The sequence below is a fragment of the Paenibacillus sp. GCM10027626 genome (assembly GCF_042676285.1).
Lineage (GTDB): Bacteria > Bacillota > Bacilli > Paenibacillales > Paenibacillaceae > Paenibacillus_Z.
The window spans coordinates 140,763-161,270 of record NZ_JBHTHC010000013.1 but is presented as its reverse complement, the minus strand read 5'-3'; the positions used below and the strand labels follow the sequence as shown (position 1 = coordinate 161,270).

Annotated in this window: 18 protein-coding genes; all 18 read right to left on the bottom strand. The window is 50.7% G+C overall.

Annotated features, from left to right (window positions below):
• Positions 1 to 128: 128 nt before the first annotated feature.
• Positions 129 to 485, bottom strand: a complete 357-nt coding sequence (locus tag ACFQ0N_RS23705) for a DNA-directed RNA polymerase subunit beta (RefSeq protein ID WP_379330906.1) — start codon at positions 483 to 485, stop codon at positions 129 to 131.
• A 17-nt stretch (positions 486 to 502) separates the two neighbouring features.
• Positions 503 to 1,324 (bottom strand): flagellar hook-basal body protein, encoded by an 822-nt coding sequence (locus tag ACFQ0N_RS23700; RefSeq protein ID WP_379330904.1) that lies wholly within the window; start codon positions 1,322 to 1,324, stop codon positions 503 to 505.
• Between the two features lie 14 nt (positions 1,325 to 1,338).
• Positions 1,339 to 2,199, bottom strand: a complete 861-nt coding sequence (locus ACFQ0N_RS23695) for a flagellar hook-basal body protein (protein ID WP_379330902.1) — start codon at positions 2,197 to 2,199, stop codon at positions 1,339 to 1,341.
• A 170-nt stretch (positions 2,200 to 2,369) separates the two neighbouring features.
• Positions 2,370 to 3,365 carry a rod shape-determining protein MreB gene (gene mreB, locus ACFQ0N_RS23690; protein WP_379330900.1) on the bottom strand — a complete coding sequence of 332 codons (996 nt, stop codon included), beginning with the start codon at positions 3,363 to 3,365 and terminating at the stop codon, positions 2,370 to 2,372.
• 103 nt (positions 3,366 to 3,468) lie between these two features.
• Positions 3,469 to 3,756, bottom strand: coding sequence for a sporulation transcriptional regulator SpoIIID (spoIIID, locus tag ACFQ0N_RS23685; protein ID WP_379330898.1), 288 nt, complete (start codon positions 3,754 to 3,756; stop codon positions 3,469 to 3,471).
• Between the two features lie 184 nt (positions 3,757 to 3,940).
• The gene (locus ACFQ0N_RS23680) at positions 3,941 to 4,669 is read right to left on the bottom strand and encodes a peptidoglycan DD-metalloendopeptidase family protein (protein WP_379330895.1); all 729 of its coding nucleotides are present in this window, start codon (positions 4,667 to 4,669) and stop codon (positions 3,941 to 3,943) included.
• Between the two features lie 65 nt (positions 4,670 to 4,734).
• A complete protein-coding gene (gene spoIID / locus ACFQ0N_RS23675; protein ID WP_379330893.1) occupies positions 4,735 to 5,832 on the bottom strand; it encodes a stage II sporulation protein D in 1,098 nt (365 codons plus the stop codon).
• Positions 5,833 to 6,432: 600 nt separating this feature from the next.
• Positions 6,433 to 7,872 (bottom strand): UDP-N-acetylglucosamine 1-carboxyvinyltransferase, encoded by a 1,440-nt coding sequence (gene murA / locus ACFQ0N_RS23670; RefSeq protein ID WP_379330891.1) that lies wholly within the window; start codon positions 7,870 to 7,872, stop codon positions 6,433 to 6,435.
• 306 nt (positions 7,873 to 8,178) lie between these two features.
• A complete protein-coding gene (locus ACFQ0N_RS23665) occupies positions 8,179 to 8,430 on the bottom strand; it encodes a DUF1146 domain-containing protein (RefSeq protein WP_379330889.1) in 252 nt (83 codons plus the stop codon).
• 653 nt (positions 8,431 to 9,083) lie between these two features.
• Positions 9,084 to 11,879: a S8 family serine peptidase gene (locus ACFQ0N_RS23660; RefSeq protein WP_379330887.1), complete on the bottom strand. Its 2,796-nt coding sequence runs from the start codon at positions 11,877 to 11,879 to the stop codon at positions 9,084 to 9,086.
• Positions 11,880 to 12,035: 156 nt separating this feature from the next.
• The gene (locus ACFQ0N_RS23655; RefSeq protein ID WP_379330885.1) at positions 12,036 to 13,598 is read right to left on the bottom strand and encodes an NADH-quinone oxidoreductase subunit N; all 1,563 of its coding nucleotides are present in this window, start codon (positions 13,596 to 13,598) and stop codon (positions 12,036 to 12,038) included.
• A gap of 4 nt (positions 13,599 to 13,602) precedes the next feature.
• Positions 13,603 to 15,225: a complex I subunit 4 family protein gene (locus tag ACFQ0N_RS23650; protein WP_379330883.1), complete on the bottom strand. Its 1,623-nt coding sequence runs from the start codon at positions 15,223 to 15,225 to the stop codon at positions 13,603 to 13,605.
• Entirely contained in the window at positions 15,225 to 17,096 is a 1,872-nt protein-coding gene (gene nuoL / locus ACFQ0N_RS23645) for an NADH-quinone oxidoreductase subunit L (protein ID WP_379330881.1), read from the bottom strand. Before nuoL ends, ACFQ0N_RS23650 begins: the two co-directional genes overlap by 1 nt.
• 6 nt (positions 17,097 to 17,102) lie before the next feature.
• The gene (gene nuoK, locus ACFQ0N_RS23640) at positions 17,103 to 17,405 is read right to left on the bottom strand and encodes an NADH-quinone oxidoreductase subunit NuoK (protein WP_379330879.1); all 303 of its coding nucleotides are present in this window, start codon (positions 17,403 to 17,405) and stop codon (positions 17,103 to 17,105) included.
• The gene (locus ACFQ0N_RS23635) at positions 17,406 to 17,921 is read right to left on the bottom strand and encodes an NADH-quinone oxidoreductase subunit J (RefSeq protein ID WP_379330877.1); all 516 of its coding nucleotides are present in this window, start codon (positions 17,919 to 17,921) and stop codon (positions 17,406 to 17,408) included. It abuts the gene before it with no gap.
• Positions 17,914 to 18,378, bottom strand: a complete 465-nt coding sequence (nuoI, locus tag ACFQ0N_RS23630) for an NADH-quinone oxidoreductase subunit NuoI (protein WP_379330875.1) — start codon at positions 18,376 to 18,378, stop codon at positions 17,914 to 17,916. The genes ACFQ0N_RS23635 and nuoI overlap by 8 nt, the downstream gene beginning before the upstream one ends.
• A gap of 14 nt (positions 18,379 to 18,392) precedes the next feature.
• Entirely contained in the window at positions 18,393 to 19,406 is a 1,014-nt protein-coding gene (gene nuoH / locus ACFQ0N_RS23625) for an NADH-quinone oxidoreductase subunit NuoH (RefSeq protein ID WP_379330873.1), read from the bottom strand.
• The gene (locus ACFQ0N_RS23620) at positions 19,406 to 20,506 is read right to left on the bottom strand and encodes an NADH-quinone oxidoreductase subunit D (protein WP_379330871.1); all 1,101 of its coding nucleotides are present in this window, start codon (positions 20,504 to 20,506) and stop codon (positions 19,406 to 19,408) included. Before ACFQ0N_RS23620 ends, nuoH begins: the two co-directional genes overlap by 1 nt.
• Positions 20,507 to 20,508 lie beyond the last annotated feature (2 nt).

Genomic DNA, 20,508 nt, shown 5'->3' with positions numbered 1-20,508 from the left:
CATCGCCAAGTTTCTTCCCTTAGAAATATAAGCTGTGTATAAGGTAGAACTTATACTTTCTTATACTTTCTTATATTTTCAAAAAAATAGGAGTCAGACCGGACGGCCCTTCTCCTTATTTTCCTTTCCTAAGTATCGGCAAATATTAGATCATACATGTGCTTCCAGGTTTCCCATTTCAGCGCATCGTCAAGAGACTGTTTACCGACAACAACAAAACCGACATATAACCCTCCGGCCAATGCCAATATACAAAGGATCGGGACAATACTTTTGAGAAGCAGCCATAGCACAATACGCAAACCGAGGTTGCGTTTTCGGCGAACCTTATGTTCAGCCGAGACCGTCTTTCCCTCGCTTTGCTCTGCACCCTGCTCATCCTGTTGTACAGTATCGTTAGAGTACGACGGCACGCCGCGCAATGCTGACTGCTCGGCCGCCGTAACTCCTTCTAATGCTGCTGCTGTTTCTTTCTTTGTTTCCATGAAAGCACACTCATTTCCTACCCGCGCAGATTGTTGGCAAGCCCCATCATCGTATCACTGGATGTTAATGCTCTCGCACTCAACTGATACGCCCGCTGCACGTTAATCAATTCGGTCATTTCTTCCGTCATGTTGACATTAGATTGCTCTATATATCCTTGCCGGATTGAAATGTCACTATCCACCCCAGCTACTGCCCGCTGCAAAACGTTATTCTCATTCATTCCCTCTGCGATAACAAATAAATTATCGGCAACCTGCGACAGCATAGCCGGATTGGTCACTTTCACCAGACGAATTTGGCCTAATGTAAATGGACGTCCGGAAGTTGTAACCCCAAAGACAGAACCGTCCTCTTCGATGCGCACAGAATCAGCCTCTTTAGGAATTTCGATCCGGTTGCCGTCCGTTCCAACCACAGTATAGCCATCCTTCGTTGTCAAATAAGCGATACGACTAGTCTGGTCTATAGTCAGCTGCATCGCCCCATTGCGGGTATATGCGCGCTTGCCCTCTTTCGTTTGCAGCTCAAACAGCGCATCTCCGGCAATTGCCAAATCAAACGGTTCGTTTGTTTGAACCAGCGCGCCTTGCGAAAGATCTGGCTGAATGCCTAAGAAACGGGCGCCGCTGCCAAGCTGAAAGCCGCGGGGAGAAGTCCTGCCTGACAATTCAAAGTCTTTCGGCTGATTCGTCAATGTTGTCAGCAAATCAGCGAAAGTCCCCCCCTTACGTTTATATCCTACCGTATTCAGGTTTGCAATGTTATCCGCCAGCAGGTCCAATTTTTGTTGCGAACCATTCATTGAGACCATCGCATTAATCATTGAGCTGTTCATCAGGTACTTCCCTCCTATACGCGGCCGACTTCATTAACCGCTTTATCAAGGCTGCGGTCATAGAATTGAACCACTTTTTGATTAGCTTCATACGCACGCAAAGCAGACATCAGTTCAACCATTGATTTAGCGGGATCTACATTCGAACGTTCAATATAGCCCTGTCTAACCTCAACACGATCCCCTGCCCCAAGCGGCACGGCCTCGTTCTGATTGCCCATCAATCTGAACTTGCCATCCCCTTCGCGCACAAGGTGATGCGGGTTATTCACTTTGGTAATTAAGAGACTGCCGACTACTGTACCGTCTTCCAACGTAAGCTGCCGGTCGCTGTTTAATAACAATTGATTGGCCGCCACGCCTGCCGGCAATTGCTGCGGCCGTCCATCCTGACCAAGCACGCGAGTGCCGTCGCTGGCAATCAAATACCGGTCAGCATCGACCGAGAATTGGCCGCTGCGCGTATAACGGATTTCTCCGGCTGCATTTTGCAGCGTAAAATATGCCGACGGCTGATAGACGACATCGCCGTTCGGTTGTACCGCTTTGCCAGATAGGTCAAAAGTCACACCCGGCACTTGAATATCAGACACAATGGCAAAATCCGTTGAGCGGTTTGTCTGCATTAAATCGCCTTGCAGCTGCAAGGCGAGGCTTTCCTCGGCAAACACGCCCGTATTCAAACGTCCTACCTTGCCTCCCTGTTCAGCCGAAACGCCTGTAATGGCGAGCAGCATCTCCGGAAAAGACCGTGCCAAGGCATGCGTTTGCTTAAAGCCGGGCGTGTTTATATTCGAAATATTGTTTGTCACCGTATCATGCCGATGCTGCTGTGCGATCATCCCGGCAGCAGCCGTCTCTAATCCTCTTAACATGGAGCCGACCTCCTGATTATATCCGATTGTTGATGCCAGAAAATGCGGCATCTTCTATATATATCGGCATCCGTTCTTTCGGCATGAAGAGTGAAAACAGATCTTTCGCATCATTTGCACTTCGGCGCGCCCCCCTTTTATAGGCGCCCTACCTGTACAAATGCGGCTCTCTATATTTTACGCGGGGCGCGGTCCAAATGATCCAGCAGAAGGCCTGTCCCTTTAACGACGCAATGCATCGGATTTTCTGCAATCAGCACGGGCACTTTCAACTGTTCGGCCAGCAGCGCGTCAAGACCGTCCAGCAACGCGCCTCCGCCGGTTAAAATGACGCCCCGATCGATAATATCCGCAGATAGCTCGGGCGGTGTCCGCTCCAAGACTGATTTGGCTGCAGCTACGATAGATGAGATAGGCTCCCACAAAGCTTCGCGTACCTCATCCGAGTAAATCGTAACCGTCAGCGGCAGACCGGATACCATATCGCGCCCGCGAATGTCCATTTCGTTACGTTCGCCGTCCGCATACACCGTTCCGATCTTCATTTTAATATCTTCACTAGTACGCTCGCCAATGAGCAGCTTGTACTTGCTCTTAATATACTTCATGATGGCTGCATCGAACTTGTCCCCAGCAACCTTAATAGAAGAGGCGGTTACGACGTCGCCCATTGACAGTACAGCAACATCCGTCGTTCCGCCGCCGATATCGACCACCATATTGCCGCTAGGCTGATAAATATCCATCCCGGCGCCTATCGCGGCCGCTTTCGGTTCTTCTTCCAGAAATACATCGCGCGCACCACTGCGTTCCGCCGCTTCACGAATCGCCTTCTGTTCGACAGAAGTAATATTCGCTGGCGTACAGATCAGAATACGCGGACGGCTGTACCAGGAACGTCCACCGACCCGGTCGATAAAAGATTTCAGCATAATTTCTGTAATTTCAAAATCGGCAATAACGCCGTCCCGAAGCGGCCGGATAGCCACAATATTGCCAGGAGTCCGCCCTACCATACGGTGCGCTTCCCCGCCTACCGCAAGCACACGCTTGGAGTCGCTTTCGATCGCCACGACCGAAGGCTCATCCAGCACGACGCCTCTCCCTTTCACATGGATGGATACATTAGCTGTACCTAAATCAATTCCGATATCCTTGCTAAGCATAAGTCGTAAGTCCCCCAAAGCGAATAGTAGTCGATTCATTGCTCATCCCGTACATTATTCGCTGAGAGCTTGCAAAAATCCTCTATTTTTGTAGAAAAATTCGTCATGTTTTTGCGGCAGCCATCACCTCGCGCTTACGGCCAGTCGTTTTCTTATATTTAATCTTGGTTGCTTCTCCCCCTCTGAGATGCCGGATCGATTTGTGATACTCCAGTATATGCTTGACCTGGTCTGCCAACTCGGCGTTTATTTCTGGCAATCGTTCGGTTAAATCCTTGTGTACCGTGCTTTTGGAGACGCCAAATTCTTTGGCAATCGTTCGTACCGTATGCTTTGTTTCTACAATGCAACGGCCGATCTTGATGGTACGCTCTTTGATGTAATCGTGCACGCTCCCGCCTCCCTACTCGAGATAGTTTGGTACATTATATGAGGGGTACGGGTATATATTCTTTGTGGCCAAGCGTGACAAGCTAAGTTTGTGCAAATATTTTCATTCATGCCGGCAAAAAAAGGCAAAAGACAAGGATTCACCTGTCTTTTGCCTCTTCGTACAAAGAAATTTTTTTTACAGCTTATTGCTCAAGCAATGTATTCGGGTTGACCGGCTTGCCATTTTGACGCACTTCAAAGTGCAAATGGTTGCCGAGCTCTTTCTCAAGCTCATCGCGGCCAGACTTGGCGATTTGCTTACCTTGCTTCACTTTATCGCCAACCTTCACATTAACATTGGTGAGACTGTGGTAGACTGTGACGAGCCCGTCAGCATGCTTAATCTCAACAACACCGCCGTTTAGCGGATGAGACTCTGCCACAATAACAGTACCGCTTAATGCCGCCATGACGTCAAAAGGCTGATCATCCGCCTTCGACAGGTCGATACCCATATGCGGCGAGAACGTGTTGCCTGTCTGAATCATGGCAGCGGCCCGATCTTCATCGGAGGCTGTGGCATCATAATGCGACATTGCCACGTCATAATCACTATGTTTGACGACTGGCCATTGCATCGTTTCATTCGTTGACGCTACCTCGAGTGTATCGTCTACCGGCAAATCCAATGACTCCTCGCCCGTAACCTGACTCACTTCGGGGTTGCTGTCAGTTGTCGAAGGTGTCTGTTCCGTTCCCCGATAGATCCACATTAAGGTTACGATAATTGCTGCCGCGGCCATAAATGCTGCCGGAGCTGTCCATTTTTTCGACAGCAGCTTTCTCCATGCAGAAGGTTTGACGGCAGTTTCTCCTATCATCGTTTTAGGAGAATCTTCTTTTTTCAGCTTCGGTTTGTTTTGATCTTCCATGTTCGATCACCTCACTAGCCATTGTTGCCACAACCTAGCAGTTTATACGTGAGGTTTCGAATTTTTTAAGATTGCAAGTCTAGCTTGGAGGCAGTCTCCACTTTTGTCCCGGAATAATAGTGTGCCAGTATTTCCTTCGCCGTCTTTCCCTCCTGCGCCATCCCGTTCGCTCCCCATTGACTCATCCCTACACCGTGCCCGTAGCCGTATGTCGTAATTTCCACCTCGTCCCCTTTAAAGCTCCAAGTAAATTGCGATGAGGGAAGGCCCAGCTTCTCTCTTACCTCGCGGCCGCTCAATTGCTTGTCTCCTACTACTAACGCTTTCACCCTTTTTCCCTCCGTTGTTTCAAGCACGCGCATTTGCTTCACTTCACTCGGCTTCACGCCCAGCTTCTCCGCTACTGCAGCAATTTTAAGCTTGGTCGTCTCCTTGTATTCCGGCGAAATTAATTTGTCCCATGGACTGGTTACGCTTCGCAAATAAGGGATATCTGCCGACGCCCAATAATCGGAGGCATTTTCAGTATAGCCATTGCTGGTAGAAAAAAAGGTGGCCTGGATGGGCTCCCCGTCATACGTAACGATCTGCCCCTTCGTCTCCTCTACCGCCCGGTTAAGCTTGGTGAGATACGTCTCCTTCTGCTCTCCTTCCCAGCGGCTCAGCAGCTCCGCAAGCGGCACGTAGACCTGATGCTGTACTGTGTTTCTGACATCGGCTTGAATATTTGCCATTCCGCTGTGATCCCCGCTGCTTAAACGGCGATAAATATAAGTGCGTGCGGCGATCGCCTGCGCCTTTAACGCCTCCTGCTCGAATTCCACAGGCATTTCCCCGGCAATAACGCCGCGTACATAAAGCTCGAGCGGCACTGTTTCTATCCGTTTTTCCTTTTCAAGATACACAGATACTCTAGTACGGTCATAGTCTTTCGGCAGCGCTTTTGCCGGAGGCTTCTTAGCTGCTGTCGCCTTCGCAGCTGCTTTATCCTTCTGCAAATCAATCGATTCTATTTCTGCCAGTCGGGCAAAGCCGTCCTGCTCCACATGACGGCCCAGATCATTTATGTACATCACGCCTCTTGCAAGCACAGCAAGCAAAATACCTGCCGCAAAGCCTGTCCACCATCTTCTGGTATTCCATCTCAATCGTTTTCTGTTCATAGTCTGCTCCTTCCCTTTAACACTACTTCTATAGTCTATGAACCTCACAAGTAGGATAGAACGTGAGAAACAGTATCGGGGCCGGCTCTTGCGAGAATACAAGTTTGACAAGAAGAACTTCTATACGAAGTCCTCCGTGGAGGAGCGATCTAAAGTTTCGCCTGACAAAAATAGACGTACGCTACCCGCTAACGAACCTGACAATCCTTATTCGGCCCAAAATGGGGCCTTGTGGGCTGTAACGAATCTACCGATCGTTATTCGCCGAAAATCGGCCGCTTTCCCGCCTTTTTTCCTCTAATAACGTGTGTCTGGTTCGTTACGCGCTGAGCAAGCTGATTTATTGGCCAATAGCGTGTCTCAGGTTCGTTAGCCCCACTCGTCAACGTCGTGATGATGCCGTGTAGTCGCATGAGGGGGAACAGCTAACTGTTTTCTTCATAAACAGAAGCGGATCGTGGATTCGTTATCTGTTAACAAACGCGCCAAAACGACTCCCTTGCGGACCAGATTAGGCCGCACTAGAAAAAATAAAAAAGACTGTCCCTTATCGCCTGATTTGGCTTAGGAACAGTCTGTATTTGTAATTGCCCGGCAATTCTACGCCCATGTCGGCTGTGCTGTAATACGCGGTAAATCCTTCTCCCGCTTCTTCTCAGGAGCGCCTTCGCTAGCTGCCGATGCGGTAATGGGATCAGCCTGCTGCGCGCCTGCCGCTTGTACTGCCGCCTCAATGCCGGAGGCAATTGTTTGCATTTTATCTACTGTTGAAGCTGTCTCTACAAGCTCGATACGCTCAATATCCGCACCCAGACGACCCAGCTTGCCCGCTATATCGACATATCCGCGATCGATATGTTGCATGCCGGTAATTTCGGTCTCTCCCTCTGCACACAAGGCAGCGCAGATGAGTGCTGCTCCTGCACGCAAATCGGTTGCGCATACTTTCGCGCCCTCAAGCTGAACACCGCCCCGAATAATGGCTGTGCGGCCTTCAACCTTAATTTGTCCGCTCATCTTGCGGAACTCTTCTACATGCATGTAACGATTCTCGAAAACAGTTTCCGTTACAATGCTGGTCCCCTCGGATACCATCAGGAGCGCCATCATTTGCGACTGCATGTCTGTAGGAAAGCCTGGATACGGCAATGTCTTCACATCAACCGATTTCAACGGATGCGGCGCAGATACGCGCAGACCGTTTTCCGTTTCCTCAATCTCTACACCCATTTCCTGCATCTTGGAAATGACCGGAGCAAGATGATCCGCAATCGCACCTTCAACGTGGACATCTCCACCCGTAATTGCCGCTGCAATCATATAAGTACCCGCTTCTACACGGTCAGGAATTACTGTATGTTCAACACCAACCAGCTTGTCGACGCCCTCAATGCGAATAACGCCTGTGCCAGCACCGCGCACCTTGGCCCCCATCGCGTTCAAATAGTTGGCCAAATCGACGATTTCCGGCTCTTTCGCCGCGTTCTCAATCGTCGTCGTTCCTTCAGCAAGCACTGCAGCCGTCATAATATTCTCTGTCGCGCCTACACTTGCTACATCCAAATAAATCTTGGCACCCTTCAGACGGCCGGCCGAACGTGCCTCGATAAACCCTTGACCGAGTTCGATCTCCGCTCCCATCGCTTCAAAGCCCTTCAAATGCTGGTCGATCGGCCTGGTTCCAATCGCACACCCGCCCGGGAGAGCGATTCGCGCTTTACCCAATCTGGCAAGCAGCGGGCCCATGACCAAAAAGGATGCCCGCATTTTGCGGACGAGGTCATACGGCGCCTCATAGGAGGTTAGCTGCTGCGCGGAGATGCGCATCGTTTCTTTCTCATATGTTAGTCTTGCTCCCAGCGAAGCAAGTACTTGCTGAATGGTATTCACATCGTCTAAAAAAGGGACGTCGGTAATTACGCTATCTCCCTCTTGTGCAAGTAACGTGGCCGCGAGAATCGGCAGTACGGCGTTCTTGGCGCCGCTGACACGAACGTTTCCGGTTAGTCGCTGGCCGCCGCGGACGATTATTTTGCTCATCTTTAGGTTTCCCTCCGCGCGCAGTAGTTTCTTTTCCCTGATACTGCAATAATTGGCATCTCATTTTAGTGCACATTCTTCATCATATCATCGGGCTACATGAATCGACAAGCGTTATTTTTAAAAGATAAGGGCTAAGTTGTGACACTATGCTTCACTTATCTTTTTTAGCCGCAAAACGGCGGCCCTGCGCTTGAATATTATAAGCTTTTGCTTCATTAATTTGGCAGCATTTTATACTATTCGCACGGCCATCCTTTTTTTGTACCGTCTTGTACTATCCATTGTTGACATTTTTCAACATAGTTATTCGACAAGAAACTTCAACGCCGACGACCACTGCCAATACGAAAATAAAAAATTTGCAAACAAATGTCCAATAATGACGGCTATCATTACTTGTAAGATTCGCGCCTTCACACCTCGCGGCTGCCGCAAAAATACATCAAAGCGCACATCCTGAATGACGATCCAGGCCGCCAGAATGGAAAACAGTTCCACAATGATTCGCAGCAGTCCCATCAAGCCTGTTGTTGTTACCAGCTGATCAACATTCATATAGTTAATATAGCCTCCTTATAAAGATGTAAGAACCTTTTTTTAATCATGAGAAAAACTTCTGACGGAGTCCTTGGTGCGGAACAAGTTTCTTCCCCTGAAACCTTATTTGCCTTCATCGCCGGCAGCGGTGGTCAGTGGTTTGAGCCCCGGAGAAGAGGCAAGCTGCAAAGCAGTTTCATCTAGACGGAAGCCACAGACCTTATTTCGCCAATAACCCCTCTTTTTGAAGAGGGACGGAAGTGAGCGATCTTAATTCGACGTTTTCTTGCAAAATCAGGCTCAGCATCATCAAATAGCGGCGCATAGTTCCGTTACAATTTCAGACCGGTCGGATTTTCGGAAATAGCGTCCGTGACATCCGTTAGCATTTGCCGCAGCATAGGGTAACTGTGACACGCGGACATACGATCCTTTATTTGGTCGAAAACCGGCTCTTTCGGAGGTTTCGCGGACACACGATCCGTTATTTGCGGACTTTGCCAGGTTTACGCGGCGATTTGCGGCCAATAACGGATCTACGGTCCGCATCCCCGCCATTTTGGCGCGTTTGTTCACAGATAACGGATCCACGGTCCGCTACCGCCCGCTTCGCCCTACTTTCCATAGGAACATAGCCGACCTAGAGCCTCCTAGGTCCGCTCAGATCCACTTCAATCCAAAGCTTTTTGCAGCAACGCGGCGAATTCCGCGCGCGTCGCTATAACTTCCGGCTTGAACAAATTGCCGGAATAACCGCTGATCCATTTCAATCGCTTCATTGCAGCCAGCTCCGCAGCCGACCAGCGAGTAAGAGGAATGTCAGTGAAAGGCGCGCTGTTAAGCTTCTCTACCTTCAATTGAAAAGCTCTGGCCAGCATAACGGACATCTCTTCGCGCGTTATCGCTTTCTCCGGGCGGAACGAGCCGTCTACATAGCCGCTTGCCCATCCGGCATTAACAGCCTTCGCAATAACATCTCTGGCCCAATGCTTATCGGGAACGTCCTTAAAGCTAATGCTTTTGCCGCTCGCCGGCGAATTGCGCGCCCTGACGAGCATCGCGACAACCTCTGCACGCGTAATGCTGCGTGCTGGATAAAAACGCCAATCCAGGCTTTGGCTGACGATCCCCCGCCGGCTAAGCTCCGCTATTGGACGCTCCGCCCAAGTGCCGGCAATATCGCGAAAGCCGGCTATTAACGGCTCTGCCTGCACGCGCAGCTTATAATACTGTTTATCGAACGGTACACTGGCCGTTACCTTGATGTAGTACAATCCCGCCTCCAGCTTTCGCTCACCAGCCAGCGTCCTTCCTTTGGAGGTTAGTGCTTCCTGCAAGGACTGCCGCTTGTCGTACAATTCCGCTTTCATCCGCACCCCCTCGGGGATCTCGGTGATCGCGATCTTGGCAGCACTTTGCTTCGCCAATCTGACTTGGAACCAATCCTCATCGCCGCGAGTGCTAATGACGCCGGAATACGTTGATCCAAGCCGGATAACCGTCGACTCATGCGGCTTATCGTTAGGCTCATTCGGATCGATCAGCTTTTTCTGATACTCCAGCTTTAATTCATACTGGGCAATAGTAGGGCTTGCCTTCGACGAGATCGCATCATGAACGCGAATATAATAGATTCCTGGCGTTACGGCAATCTCCCGGGATATTTCGGGCTCCCCCTCTTTATTTTCATCCGTCTGGATTAATGCTTCCCCTGCACGACCAATCGCCAGCGCGGGGTCAATACGGACCGAATCAGGCGTGACACGTACCTGCAGTGTGCCGCTCTGCTTGAATTCAATCTTGAACCAGTCGCGGTCACCGGTCTGATGAAAATTGGCGGTCAGCGTCTGCGAGCGAGGCTCCAATTCATACGCTTCCTCCATTTTATCATTACTTTCATAGGCATCCGGCAAATGCTTGAACTTCACGGTTAACAAATAAGGAAGCTCATCCTTGCTATAACCGTCTGACAGCTGCAGCAAAATATAGTTTCGCCCTTTCTTTACGTTCCATTCCGCCGTTTGGTTGCCTATTTTCATTTGCTTGACAGATTGCTGCCTTGCCCCCGCAAAATGGGCAAGTTTTACATTCCCTTCTTTGCCGGCGGTCCCCAGCTCGAGCACCAGCTTGCCGTCAAAAGGAACATCAACTGCAAACCAGTCCCGATCGGCGCCGCCTGTCAATTGAGCCGAGATCATGGTTCCGATTGGAATTTTTTTCGCGGCGCTTCTTGTCTCGTTAGGTTCATAACCGTCGGCCTTCATATTCAATGTGACCGCTTTGCCGACCTGCAGCAAACCATAGCCGGTTGCATGATCAATCCCTGGCGGTCCGATATCTTTGGCGCTTTGCCGCAGCACTTCCCGAATTTGGTAAGGTTTATATTCCGGGTGAATCGACCAGACTAATGCCGCCGCCGCGGCAGCCTGGGGCGCCGCCAGCGACGTCCCCTGTTCCTTTTTATAACCGCCGCCCATAGCGGTCGTGTATACATTCCATGGCGCTGCCAGATCAACCTCCGGACCGGAGTTGGCTCGCGGCTCCGGTTTGTTGTCAGGGGTCGCTCCCGATACAGCCAATACAGTTGGATAGGCAGCCGGATACTTCACCTCTACCAAATCGCCCAGCTTTTCGCCATCATTTCCTGTGGCCGCTACAAGCAGGACGCCTTTGTTTTCGGCATATCTAGCAACGTCCTCCAAATAAGGAGAGTACCGATACAGGCCTACAGACAATACGACAATGCGCGCTTTATTTTTAATTGCATATAAAATTGCATCGCCCAACTTCTCCTCATCGCCATATCCATCGGCATCAAGCGCTTTAATCGGCATAATTTTAGCTTTCCAGAGAATGCCCGATACTCCTTTTCCATTGTTACCTACTGCAGCCAGCACGCCGGCTACGCCTGTGCCATGCCCGTTGTCATCCTTGGGCGGCTTGCCTGGGGCTACGAGATTCGTCCCCGCTACCAAGTTATCTTTCAAATCCGGATGCTGCAAATCTACTCCTGTATCTACCAGCGCAATCGTCAGATCGGTCTGATCATGGACAACCGTCCATGCCGCTTTGGCGCCGATTTGATCCAAATAATGCTGCTTGGGCAGCTCCGGGTCATTCGGCACGGAAGACGCTGCCAGCAAAGTTACTCGATTGTTGGGATGTACGTACTCAACCTGCTCCAACGCCTGCAGCCGCTTCAGCCATAACGCAGCGTCAACACCCGTCCCGGATGGCCGTACCACTGCAATCCCGGTCTCTGGCTGCTGATGAACGATTGTAGTCTGCGGCAATGGAACGGTCTGCTCACTGTCGCGCCATTTGAGCAGCCAGCTGGGAGAGCCTGCTTGCTCCGCCGCTGCGGCGCCCCTCCATAATTCGCCCTCTTTCCCTGTAGATTGAAAAAACAACCCTATAACCAGCACCAGCACCGCTAATGCAGTCCGCTTCAAATAAATGCTTTTCATTGTAGATCAACCTTTTTAACTTGCAAATTGTTATATAGAACCTTTCGCGTTCATACCCCTGAATCCTTCCCATTATCGCAAAAAAGACAGCCTCTGCCACCATATAAATCTGGCAGTTGAAGCTGTCTTTTCTTAAATTGGAACATTTTTGAGCCGTCAATAGCGGATCATAAGGTCTGTCAACAAAGAGAAGTGGTCATTTAACCAGCCTGCAAGCCAGCCTGGAACGATACCGAGCGCAACTGTGAGTACGGCACTGACCCAGATGACAACGCCCGTCGTCACCGGCACTCGTATTTCTGACTCCTCTCCAGTACCGCGCATAAACATTTGGCGTATAATTGCAAAATAAAAATAGTAGGAAATTACGCTGCTGATAACCATAATCGCCACAATCCAATACGCATGCGATTGCGCGGCTCCCAGTAAAATAAACAGTTTCCCGAAAAATCCGCCGCTGATCGGCAATCCTGCTAATGACAATATAAATACGATCATGGCCGCAGCCGTCCACGGAGCGCGGTAATATAGTCCGGAAAATCCTTTGACCTCCTCATGCCCGGCAGCTGCCTGAACAATCGATATCACCGCAAATGCCCCGACATTCATCAGCACATAAGCGATAAGGTAAAAGGCAAATTCGCCGAAATTGGCCATATGCGCCCCTTTAATGGATACCCCGATTGGCACAAGCAGATAGCCTGCGTTGGCTACGCCGGACAGAGCCATGAGCCGCTTCACATTGCGCTGCTTCAAAGCTGCGGTCGTACCGACAAGCATGGCGGCAGCGGCCAGGATGAGCAGCAGCAGGAATATATCCCCGCCCACCGGATTTTCCGAGGCCGACAAGGCAAAGGCAAGGTTGTAAATAATCCGAAACAGCACTGCGAATACCGCAGCTTTGGAGACAATCGCCAGGAAGGCCGTAACCGGTGTCGGCGCTCCCTGGTACACATCAGGAGCCCAGGTATGGAATGGAGCGGCGGCGATCTTAATGCCCAGTCCTGCAACGAGCATAAAGACAGCGACATAGAGCAGCTCTTGAAGTTCAGCTCCCGCCATTTGCAGCATACCCGCCATTCTTCCCAGATTCGTCGTACCCGTCAAGCCGTACAGATAGGACATCCCGAACAAAATGAGCGCCGACGATATCCCCCCGGTTACAACATATTTGAATGCCCCTTCCGCGGATTGCGCGGCATGCTTGCGCATGGCAACCAGAACATACGTTGTAACGCTCATCACTTCCAACCCGAGATACAAAGTGACCAAGTCACCCGAGGAAGCCATCATCATAGCCCCCAGAACAGCAGGGAGCATTAAATAATAGAACTCGCTTTTATGCGGAATCTCCTCTCGCCTTACAGTCCCCAGGCTCATTAAGACGATCAAAATAGCAGCAGCTAACAAGATCAGCTTTAGTATACTAGCAAACTGGTCGATTCGATAGCTGTCGCCAAGCAGGCGAATAATTTCCGGCGCCTCTCCTAGTGCGCCTGCGCTCATCTCCGCCAGCCGCCACAGAACAGCGCCCAGCGAAGCGGCAAACCCGGCAAGCGTCAGCCAGCCGATTACATTTCGGCCCATCCGCCGCGGCAGCGCCAGGTCCAGTATAATGAGCAAAACAAAAGCTGCAGCCAGTATCCATTCCGGGGTCAGATAGACGGCATCGGTCCATGTCAACGGCTCAAATTGCGGCATCGAATTGTCCACGCTCATCCTTCTATCCCCCCACTTTCATCGATAGTTGCGCTAAGGCCGCATTCAGGCTGATCTTCATCGGCTCAAGCAAAATCGACGGATAAACACCGAGCAGAATGATAAAAGCTAACAGCGCGATCATCGGCAAAGCTTCAATCAAGCGCACATCGCGTAAAGCCGCGAATCGCTCCGGCATTGCGCCGAATGTAATAGACAGTATACTCCGCAGCATGTAAACCGCTGTTAAAATAACACCCAGCACCGCAATTGCCGTTATAATCCGCATCGAATCGAATAATCCGAGCAGCGCTAAAAACTCTCCTACAAATCCTGACAAGCCCGGCAGTCCTAAAGAAGCCAAACCAGCCGTCAAAAAGATGCCGCTCATAAACGGCAAGCTCCGCGCCAAGCCTCCCAAGTCGGCCAGCATTGTCGTACCGGTGCGCTCCTGCAAGCTGCCCACAATCAAAAAGAGCAGAGCTGAAATCAAGCCATGGGACACTAATTGCACGATAGCCCCCTGCAAGCCGATTTCATTAAGCGAAGCAATCCCAAGAAGAACGATCCCCATATGGCTGATAGAAGAGTAAGCGAGCACAAGCTTTAATTCCGTTTGCACGAAGGCTAGAACGGCCCCGTATAGCAAATTAATAACACCGAGCAAAGCGAGGACAAGCGCCCATTCCTTTGCCTGTGCGGGAAAAAGCAATAATCCGAACCGAATGAGCCCGTATGCCCCCATCTTCAACAACACGCCCGAGTGCAGCATAACAATTGACGGCGGCGCCTCCACATGCACCCGCAGCATCCAGGTATGAAATGGAAAGAAGGGCAATTTAATGCCGAAAGCGATGAGCAGCATAATAAAGATGGACCACTTCATCGTCTCTGACATATAAAAAGGGTTCCCCGGCATTTGTTCCGGCGACAAATTGACATAAGACTCCGGATTGGTCAAATTAGCCTGCAGCGTTTCATAACTGCCGCTGTAAATATAGTGAACGTTTTGCGGGTCCGGCGATTCCATATTGAACCCCGCCGTCGAGACAAGCATTACGAATGCCGCCAGCATAATGGCAGAACCGATACCGTTGTAGAGCAAAAAGCGGGTGGCTGCCTTTTCCCGGTTGCCGCCTCCCCAAATCCCGATCAGGAAAAACATCGGAATGAGCGTCAGCTCGAAAAAGACGAAAAAGAGAAATACATCCCGCGCCATAAATATGCCAAGCATGCCGATCTCCAGCAGCAAAAACCATAGATAAAAGGCTTTCCATCTTTTCTTGATATGGACAGAAGCAAGCGCAGCCATCGACGCAACGATCGTCGTCAGCAGCACGAGCGGCAGCGAAATGCCGTCAATCCCCATGTGATACTGAAACTTGAACATATAGGTCGTGACGCCGCGCAGCATTTCTTTGTTCAGCGGCGCTTCCACCCACGTAGCCTGCTCCGCGTAGGCTGCTCCATTTCCATGATTCTCGAAATTGGCAAACAGCCAGAGCGATAGCAGGAGCGGAATAAGCGTAGCCACAATCGCCGTTGCTTTTAACGAACGAACCTGCTGTTTGGGCAACAGGAGCAAAACGAGAATGCCAAGCAGCGGAGAGAAGGTAATGAGCGTTAAAATAGGAATATCGGCAGGCATTACCAGAACCTCCTTCCGGCAATCGCAACAATGAGCACAATAAGTCCAAGCACTGTAATGACGCCATAGGTTTGCACTTGCCCGTTCTGCAGCCGCGTTCCGCCCTTGCCGAAGACGACAGCGGCGCCTCCGACGAGACGGACGAAGCCGCCGACCACATAATCATCGATCGCTTGAAGAAGTGTGCCAAGCGACCGCAAGCCGCGAACAAAAATAAGCTGATACAATTCATCCAAGTAATAGCCGCGCTCCAGCAGCCTCACCAGCCAAGGCATTCTCGACGAAATCAGATCTCTGGCAATCATCCCTTTGACAAAGACCAGCCAGCCCAAATATAAGCCTAAAATGCCTACCGCTGCCGAAATCACCATCACGAGCCCTCCGCCCGTATGGGCAGCCGTGCCATCGTCGGAAAGCCATCTGCCCAGCGTGTTGTTCCAGGGTGTCTCGATGAAGCCCGCTGCAATCGTGAGCAAAGCTAGTACGATTAAAGGCGTCGTCATCGTCCAGGAAGCTTCCTTTGCCCCTTGCTCTCCCTTGGATTTGCCCGCAAAAACAAGGAAGTAGAGACGCGCCATATAAAAAGCTGTGAAGAAGGCCGTAATGACGCCAATGGCGAACAGCACCGGATGGTTTTCCTGTAAAGCCGTGTTCAATATGGCATCCTTCGACCAAAAGCCGGAAAATGGCGGTATGCCGGACAGCGCCATAGCGCCGATCGCAAAAGTCCACGCAGTTACGCGCATCCGCGACCCGAGGCCGCCCATTTCTTGAATGTTCTGTGTATGTACCGCATGAATGACGCAGCCTGCGCCAAGAAACAGCAGCGCTTTGAAAAAAGCATGCGTCACAAGGTGGAAAATGCCGCCTGTCAGCGAGCCGAGGCCGAGCGCCAGCATCATATAGCCAAGCTGGCTAATCGTAGAATACGCCAGTATACGTTTCAAATCATTTTGCACAAGCGCGATCGTTGCCGCCAAAATAGCTGTAAATGCACCGATATAAGCGACAGTCGTCATCGCCGCTTGCGAAGCTTCAAAAATATCAAAGGTTCTCGCTACAAGATATACGCCTGCCGCAACCATGGTTGCAGCGTGAATGAGCGCGCTAATCGGCGTCGGCCCCTCCATCGCATCAGGCAGCCATACATGGAGCGGAAATTGCCCCGACTTGCCTACGGCGCCGACAAAGATGAGCAGCGCAATCAAAGTTGTGATCCCGGCCGTTATTGTGCCGGCTTGCTCGAACACATTTTGAATCGTTACAAAATCGAGCGCATGATTGGGCATATACCAGAACAGCAGCAAAATCGCCAGCAGCAAGCCGGCATCGCCGATACGGGTAACAATGAACGCCTTTTTGGCTGCCGCCCGGGCCGCCGGCCGCTGATACCAAAAGCCGACCAGCAGGAAAGAGCAGACGCCCACAAGCTCCCAAAAAATATAAAGTGCCAGCATATTGTCAGCAAGTACGAGTCCCAGCATGGAAAAACTGAACAATGCGATGTATCCGTAAAACACCGTAATCCGCTCGTCACCCTTCATATACCCGGCAGAATACAAATTAACCAGGAAGGAGACCGCCGTTACTACTGCCAGCATTAAAGCGGACAAATTGGTGACCTCGAATCCGATTGTCAGCTGGACATTGCCGATCCCGATCCATTTGAATCCGTCACGGTAGTCTTCCATATTCGCAGCCAGCCGCTCAAACAGCACAAGCAGCGCCAAAATGAGCGAAATGAGTGAAGCTCCCGTGCCAATCAGGACGCCTGCACCTTTGAAGCCGCGCCCGAACGCGAGCAGCAGCACAAATGCAGCCAGCGGAAATAGCGGGATAATCCAAGCATAATGTGAAAATACGGTATCCACGTGCGACTACCTCCTCATTTCATCGAATTCGTCGACGTTTACCGTTCCCCTCGCCCGGAACAATGCAATGAGCACCGCAATTCCTACTGCCGCCTCCGCGGCTGCAACCGTTATGGTGAACAAAGAGAACATTTGCCCTGTTAACGAAGGAAAGAAGCCATACTTGGAAAAAGCGACCAGATTCAGATTTACTGCATTTAGCATCAGCTCAATTGAGAGCAATACAACGACCGCATTGCGCTTGGCAAGCGCACCGTACAGCCCGACACAAAACAAAATGGCCGCTATAGTCAGATAGGAAGATAACATTTACTCCGCCTCCTTCTTCGCGACCGCAATCGCCCCGATAAACGCTACGGTGAGCAGCACCGAAACAAGCTCAAATGGTATCACATAAGTGGTAAAGAGCTGCTTGCCGATTTCCATAACATTGTTGTCGCCGCCTGTGAAGGCTTGTGCTTCGGGAAACTCCGTTTGACGAATGGCATAAAACAACATTCCGAAAAGCGCAAGCGCCCCGACACCGGCCAATACCTCCTGCAGCGGCTTGCTTTTCTCCGCCTCGGCATCCTGATGCTTCGTCATCATAATGCCGAATATCATCAGGATCGATACCGAGCCTGCATAAATAAGCACCTGTACAAATGCCAGAAATTCAGCCTGAAGCAATATAAACAGTCCGGCAATACCGATAAATACTGCCGCTAGCGACACAACCATGTGAACGACCTTCGTAAAGCTGACCATCAGTACCGCGCCGCAAATAATGATGACGGACAAGATAAAAAATGCGATGAACTCGCCGGTCATGGGCACGTTAAACATCTTTCTTGCCGCCCCCTTTCGCAGCCTGCGGCGCTCCAATATTGTTATTATCCTTGCGTACCAGCTGATTGTTATTGTCCAGCCACTCCATATCCTTGAACAGATCATCCCGGCTATAAGCAGCGAGCTCGAACTGGTTCGTCATGACGATCGCCTCCGTCGGACAAACCTCGGTGCAAAGATCGCATAAAATACAAATTTCAAAATTAATATCGAAGGTATCGATCACTTTCCCTTTTTTCTCCGGATCAGGGTTCGGCTTCCCTGTCAGCGTGATGCAGTCTGTAGGGCAAATGCGCGCACATTGATTGCAGACGATGCACAAATCCGGAATGAAATGCTGGATACCTCGAAAACGATCCGGCATAACGTATGGTTCATCGGGATAGGAAGTGGTAACTTTCTTTGCTGTCATCGATTTAAAGGTGACGCCAAGCCCTTTCAAGAGACCCTTCATTCCGCTTCCCTCCGTTATCCTTTAATAAAAAGCTCCATATAGATCGCTGTAACAAACACATTAAGCAGCGCAAGCGGCAGTAATACCTTCCAGCCGAGCCCCATTAACTGATCGACCCGGATCCGCGGCATCGTAGCGCGCAGCCAAAATATAAAGAATACGATAAACACAAATTTGAGCAAAAACCAGACAATTCCTGGAACAAAATCCAGAAAGGCTAACGGAGCATGCCATCCGCCCAAAAACAGCACCGTTGTCAACGCGGCAATCGCATAAATATAAACGTACTCTGCAAGCATGAAGAACGCAAACCGAAATCCGCTATATTCTACATGATAGCCGGCCACCAGCTCCGATTCCGCTTCCGGCAAATCAAAAGGCGTGCGGTTCAGTTCTGATATCGCCGCTATAATAAAGACTGCGAAGCCGATAATTTGTGGAAGAAAATTCCACTGCCAAAACCAGTCTCCCTGCTGCTCGCCGATCGAACGCAAATTCATCGTGCCTGACAGCATAATGACTCCTACGACGGAAATAACGAGCGGCACTTCATAGCTGATCATTTGCGCCGCGGAACGCATGCCGCCCAGTAAGGCATATTTGTTGTTCGAGGCCCAGCCGCCCAGTACAATTGCAAGCGTCGTGATGCCGGATAGCGCCACATAGTAGAGCAGCCCCACATTAATATCTGCAAAGTACAGCTTATTCGTATAAGGGATGACTGCCAATACCGCAAATGCCGGAATATAGGCGAGAGCCGGCGCCAGGATGAACAGCACGCGGTCTGCCTTGCGCGGGATGGTATCCTCCTTCATGAGCAGCTTGGCAATATCGGCAACCGTCTGCAGCAAACCAAGCGGTCCTACCCGATTGGGCCCGATCCGCAATTGCATCCAGCCGATAACCTTCCGTTCAAAGTAGATCGCATAGGTGACAAAGCCAAGTACAATGACAAGCAAAATAACAGCCCATAGAAAAAAAATCAAAGCGTTTCCCCATGTCAATGTTTCATCCAGCCATGCCCCCATCAGCCATCCACCTCCCCAACGACAATATCAATTCCGCCTAATATCGTAATCAGATTTGTCATCGTCTCGCCGACAAGCAGCTTCGGCAATATTTGCAAATTAACAAAGGAGGGCCTGCGGAATTTTAAACGGTAGGGCTCCGCCTTCCCCTTGGATACAATGTGGCAGCCGATTTCGCCGCGCGGTGATTCTATACTAACATATACCTCGCCTGCCGGGGGGCGAATAACCCGCGGAACTTTCCCCATCGTCTCGCCTGAAGCCGGAAATTGTTCGATCGCTTGCTTTAATATTCGCAACGACTGGCGAATTTCCTCCATACGAAGCAAATAACGCGCGTAACAGTCCCCCCCGCTAGAAACCGGCACATCAAATTCAAAGCGCTCATAGAGGCTGTACGGCTTCGCTTTACGCAGATCCCAATCTACCCCTGTGCACCGCAGATTCGCTCCTGAGAGACCGTACTGAATCGCTGTATCAGCGTCGTAGTGCCCAACACCTCTAATCCGGGCGAGAAAAATTTCGTTGCCGCTTACCAATTTGTCATACTCCAGCATCCGCTTCTCCATATGCGGGATAAAATCGCGCACTTTATCGATCCAGCCGCTCGGCGCATCCCACTTTACGCCACCGACCCGCATATAATTGTATGTCAATCTGGCACCGCACAATTCATTAAAAAGATCAATGATGATTTCCCGATCGCGAAACGCATATAGAAACGGGCTCATCGCCCCAATATCGAGCAGATAGGTTCCCCACCAGACCAGATGGCTGGCTACCCTCTGCAGCTCCATGACGATCAGGCGCAAAAACTCGGCCCGCTCCGGGATTTCCAGCTCCAGCATCGTCTCAACGGCGTGGCATAAGACATAATTATTCGTCATCGCCGAAACATAATCCATCCGATCGGTATACGGAATAATTTGCGTATAATTCAACGACTCCGCAAGCTTCTCCGTCCCGCGGTGCAAATAGCCCATCACAGGCGTCGCTTCCGTAATCATCTCGCCGTCCAGCTTGACGATAATGCGAAAGACGCCATGTGTGCTGGGATGCTGCGGTCCTACATTAAGCAACAATTCCTCGGTACGAATCACGG

Bases quoted from the DNA above. Each gene is read 5' to 3' on its own strand.
- ACFQ0N_RS23665 (WP_379330889.1), bottom strand. From the start codon at position 8,430: ATGAATGTTGATCAGCTGGTAACAACAACAGGCTTGATGGGACTGCTG.
- ACFQ0N_RS23705 (WP_379330906.1), bottom strand. From the start codon at position 485: ATGGAAACAAAGAAAGAAACAGCAGCAGCATTAGAAGGAGTTACGGCG.
- ACFQ0N_RS23695 (WP_379330902.1), bottom strand. From the start codon at position 2,199: ATGTTAAGAGGATTAGAGACGGCTGCTGCCGGGATGATCGCACAGCAG.
- ACFQ0N_RS23680 (WP_379330895.1), bottom strand. From the start codon at position 4,669: ATGGAAGATCAAAACAAACCGAAGCTGAAAAAAGAAGATTCTCCTAAA.
- ACFQ0N_RS23635 (WP_379330877.1), bottom strand. From the start codon at position 17,921: ATGTTTAACGTGCCCATGACCGGCGAGTTCATCGCATTTTTTATCTTG.
- nuoK (WP_379330879.1), bottom strand. From the start codon at position 17,405: ATGTTATCTTCCTATCTGACTATAGCGGCCATTTTGTTTTGTGTCGGG.
- spoIID (WP_379330893.1), bottom strand. From the start codon at position 5,832: ATGAACAGAAAACGATTGAGATGGAATACCAGAAGATGGTGGACAGGC.
- ACFQ0N_RS23700 (WP_379330904.1), bottom strand. From the start codon at position 1,324: ATGAACAGCTCAATGATTAATGCGATGGTCTCAATGAATGGTTCGCAA.
- nuoI (WP_379330875.1), bottom strand. From the start codon at position 18,378: ATGAAGGGTCTCTTGAAAGGGCTTGGCGTCACCTTTAAATCGATGACA.
- murA (WP_379330891.1), bottom strand. From the start codon at position 7,872: ATGAGCAAAATAATCGTCCGCGGCGGCCAGCGACTAACCGGAAACGTT.
- ACFQ0N_RS23660 (WP_379330887.1), bottom strand. From the start codon at position 11,879: ATGAAAAGCATTTATTTGAAGCGGACTGCATTAGCGGTGCTGGTGCTG.
- ACFQ0N_RS23655 (WP_379330885.1), bottom strand. From the start codon at position 13,598: ATGAGCGTGGACAATTCGATGCCGCAATTTGAGCCGTTGACATGGACC.
- ACFQ0N_RS23650 (WP_379330883.1), bottom strand. From the start codon at position 15,225: ATGCCTGCCGATATTCCTATTTTAACGCTCATTACCTTCTCTCCGCTG.
- nuoH (WP_379330873.1), bottom strand. From the start codon at position 19,406: ATGGGGGCATGGCTGGATGAAACATTGACATGGGGAAACGCTTTGATT.
- mreB (WP_379330900.1), bottom strand. From the start codon at position 3,365: ATGCTTAGCAAGGATATCGGAATTGATTTAGGTACAGCTAATGTATCC.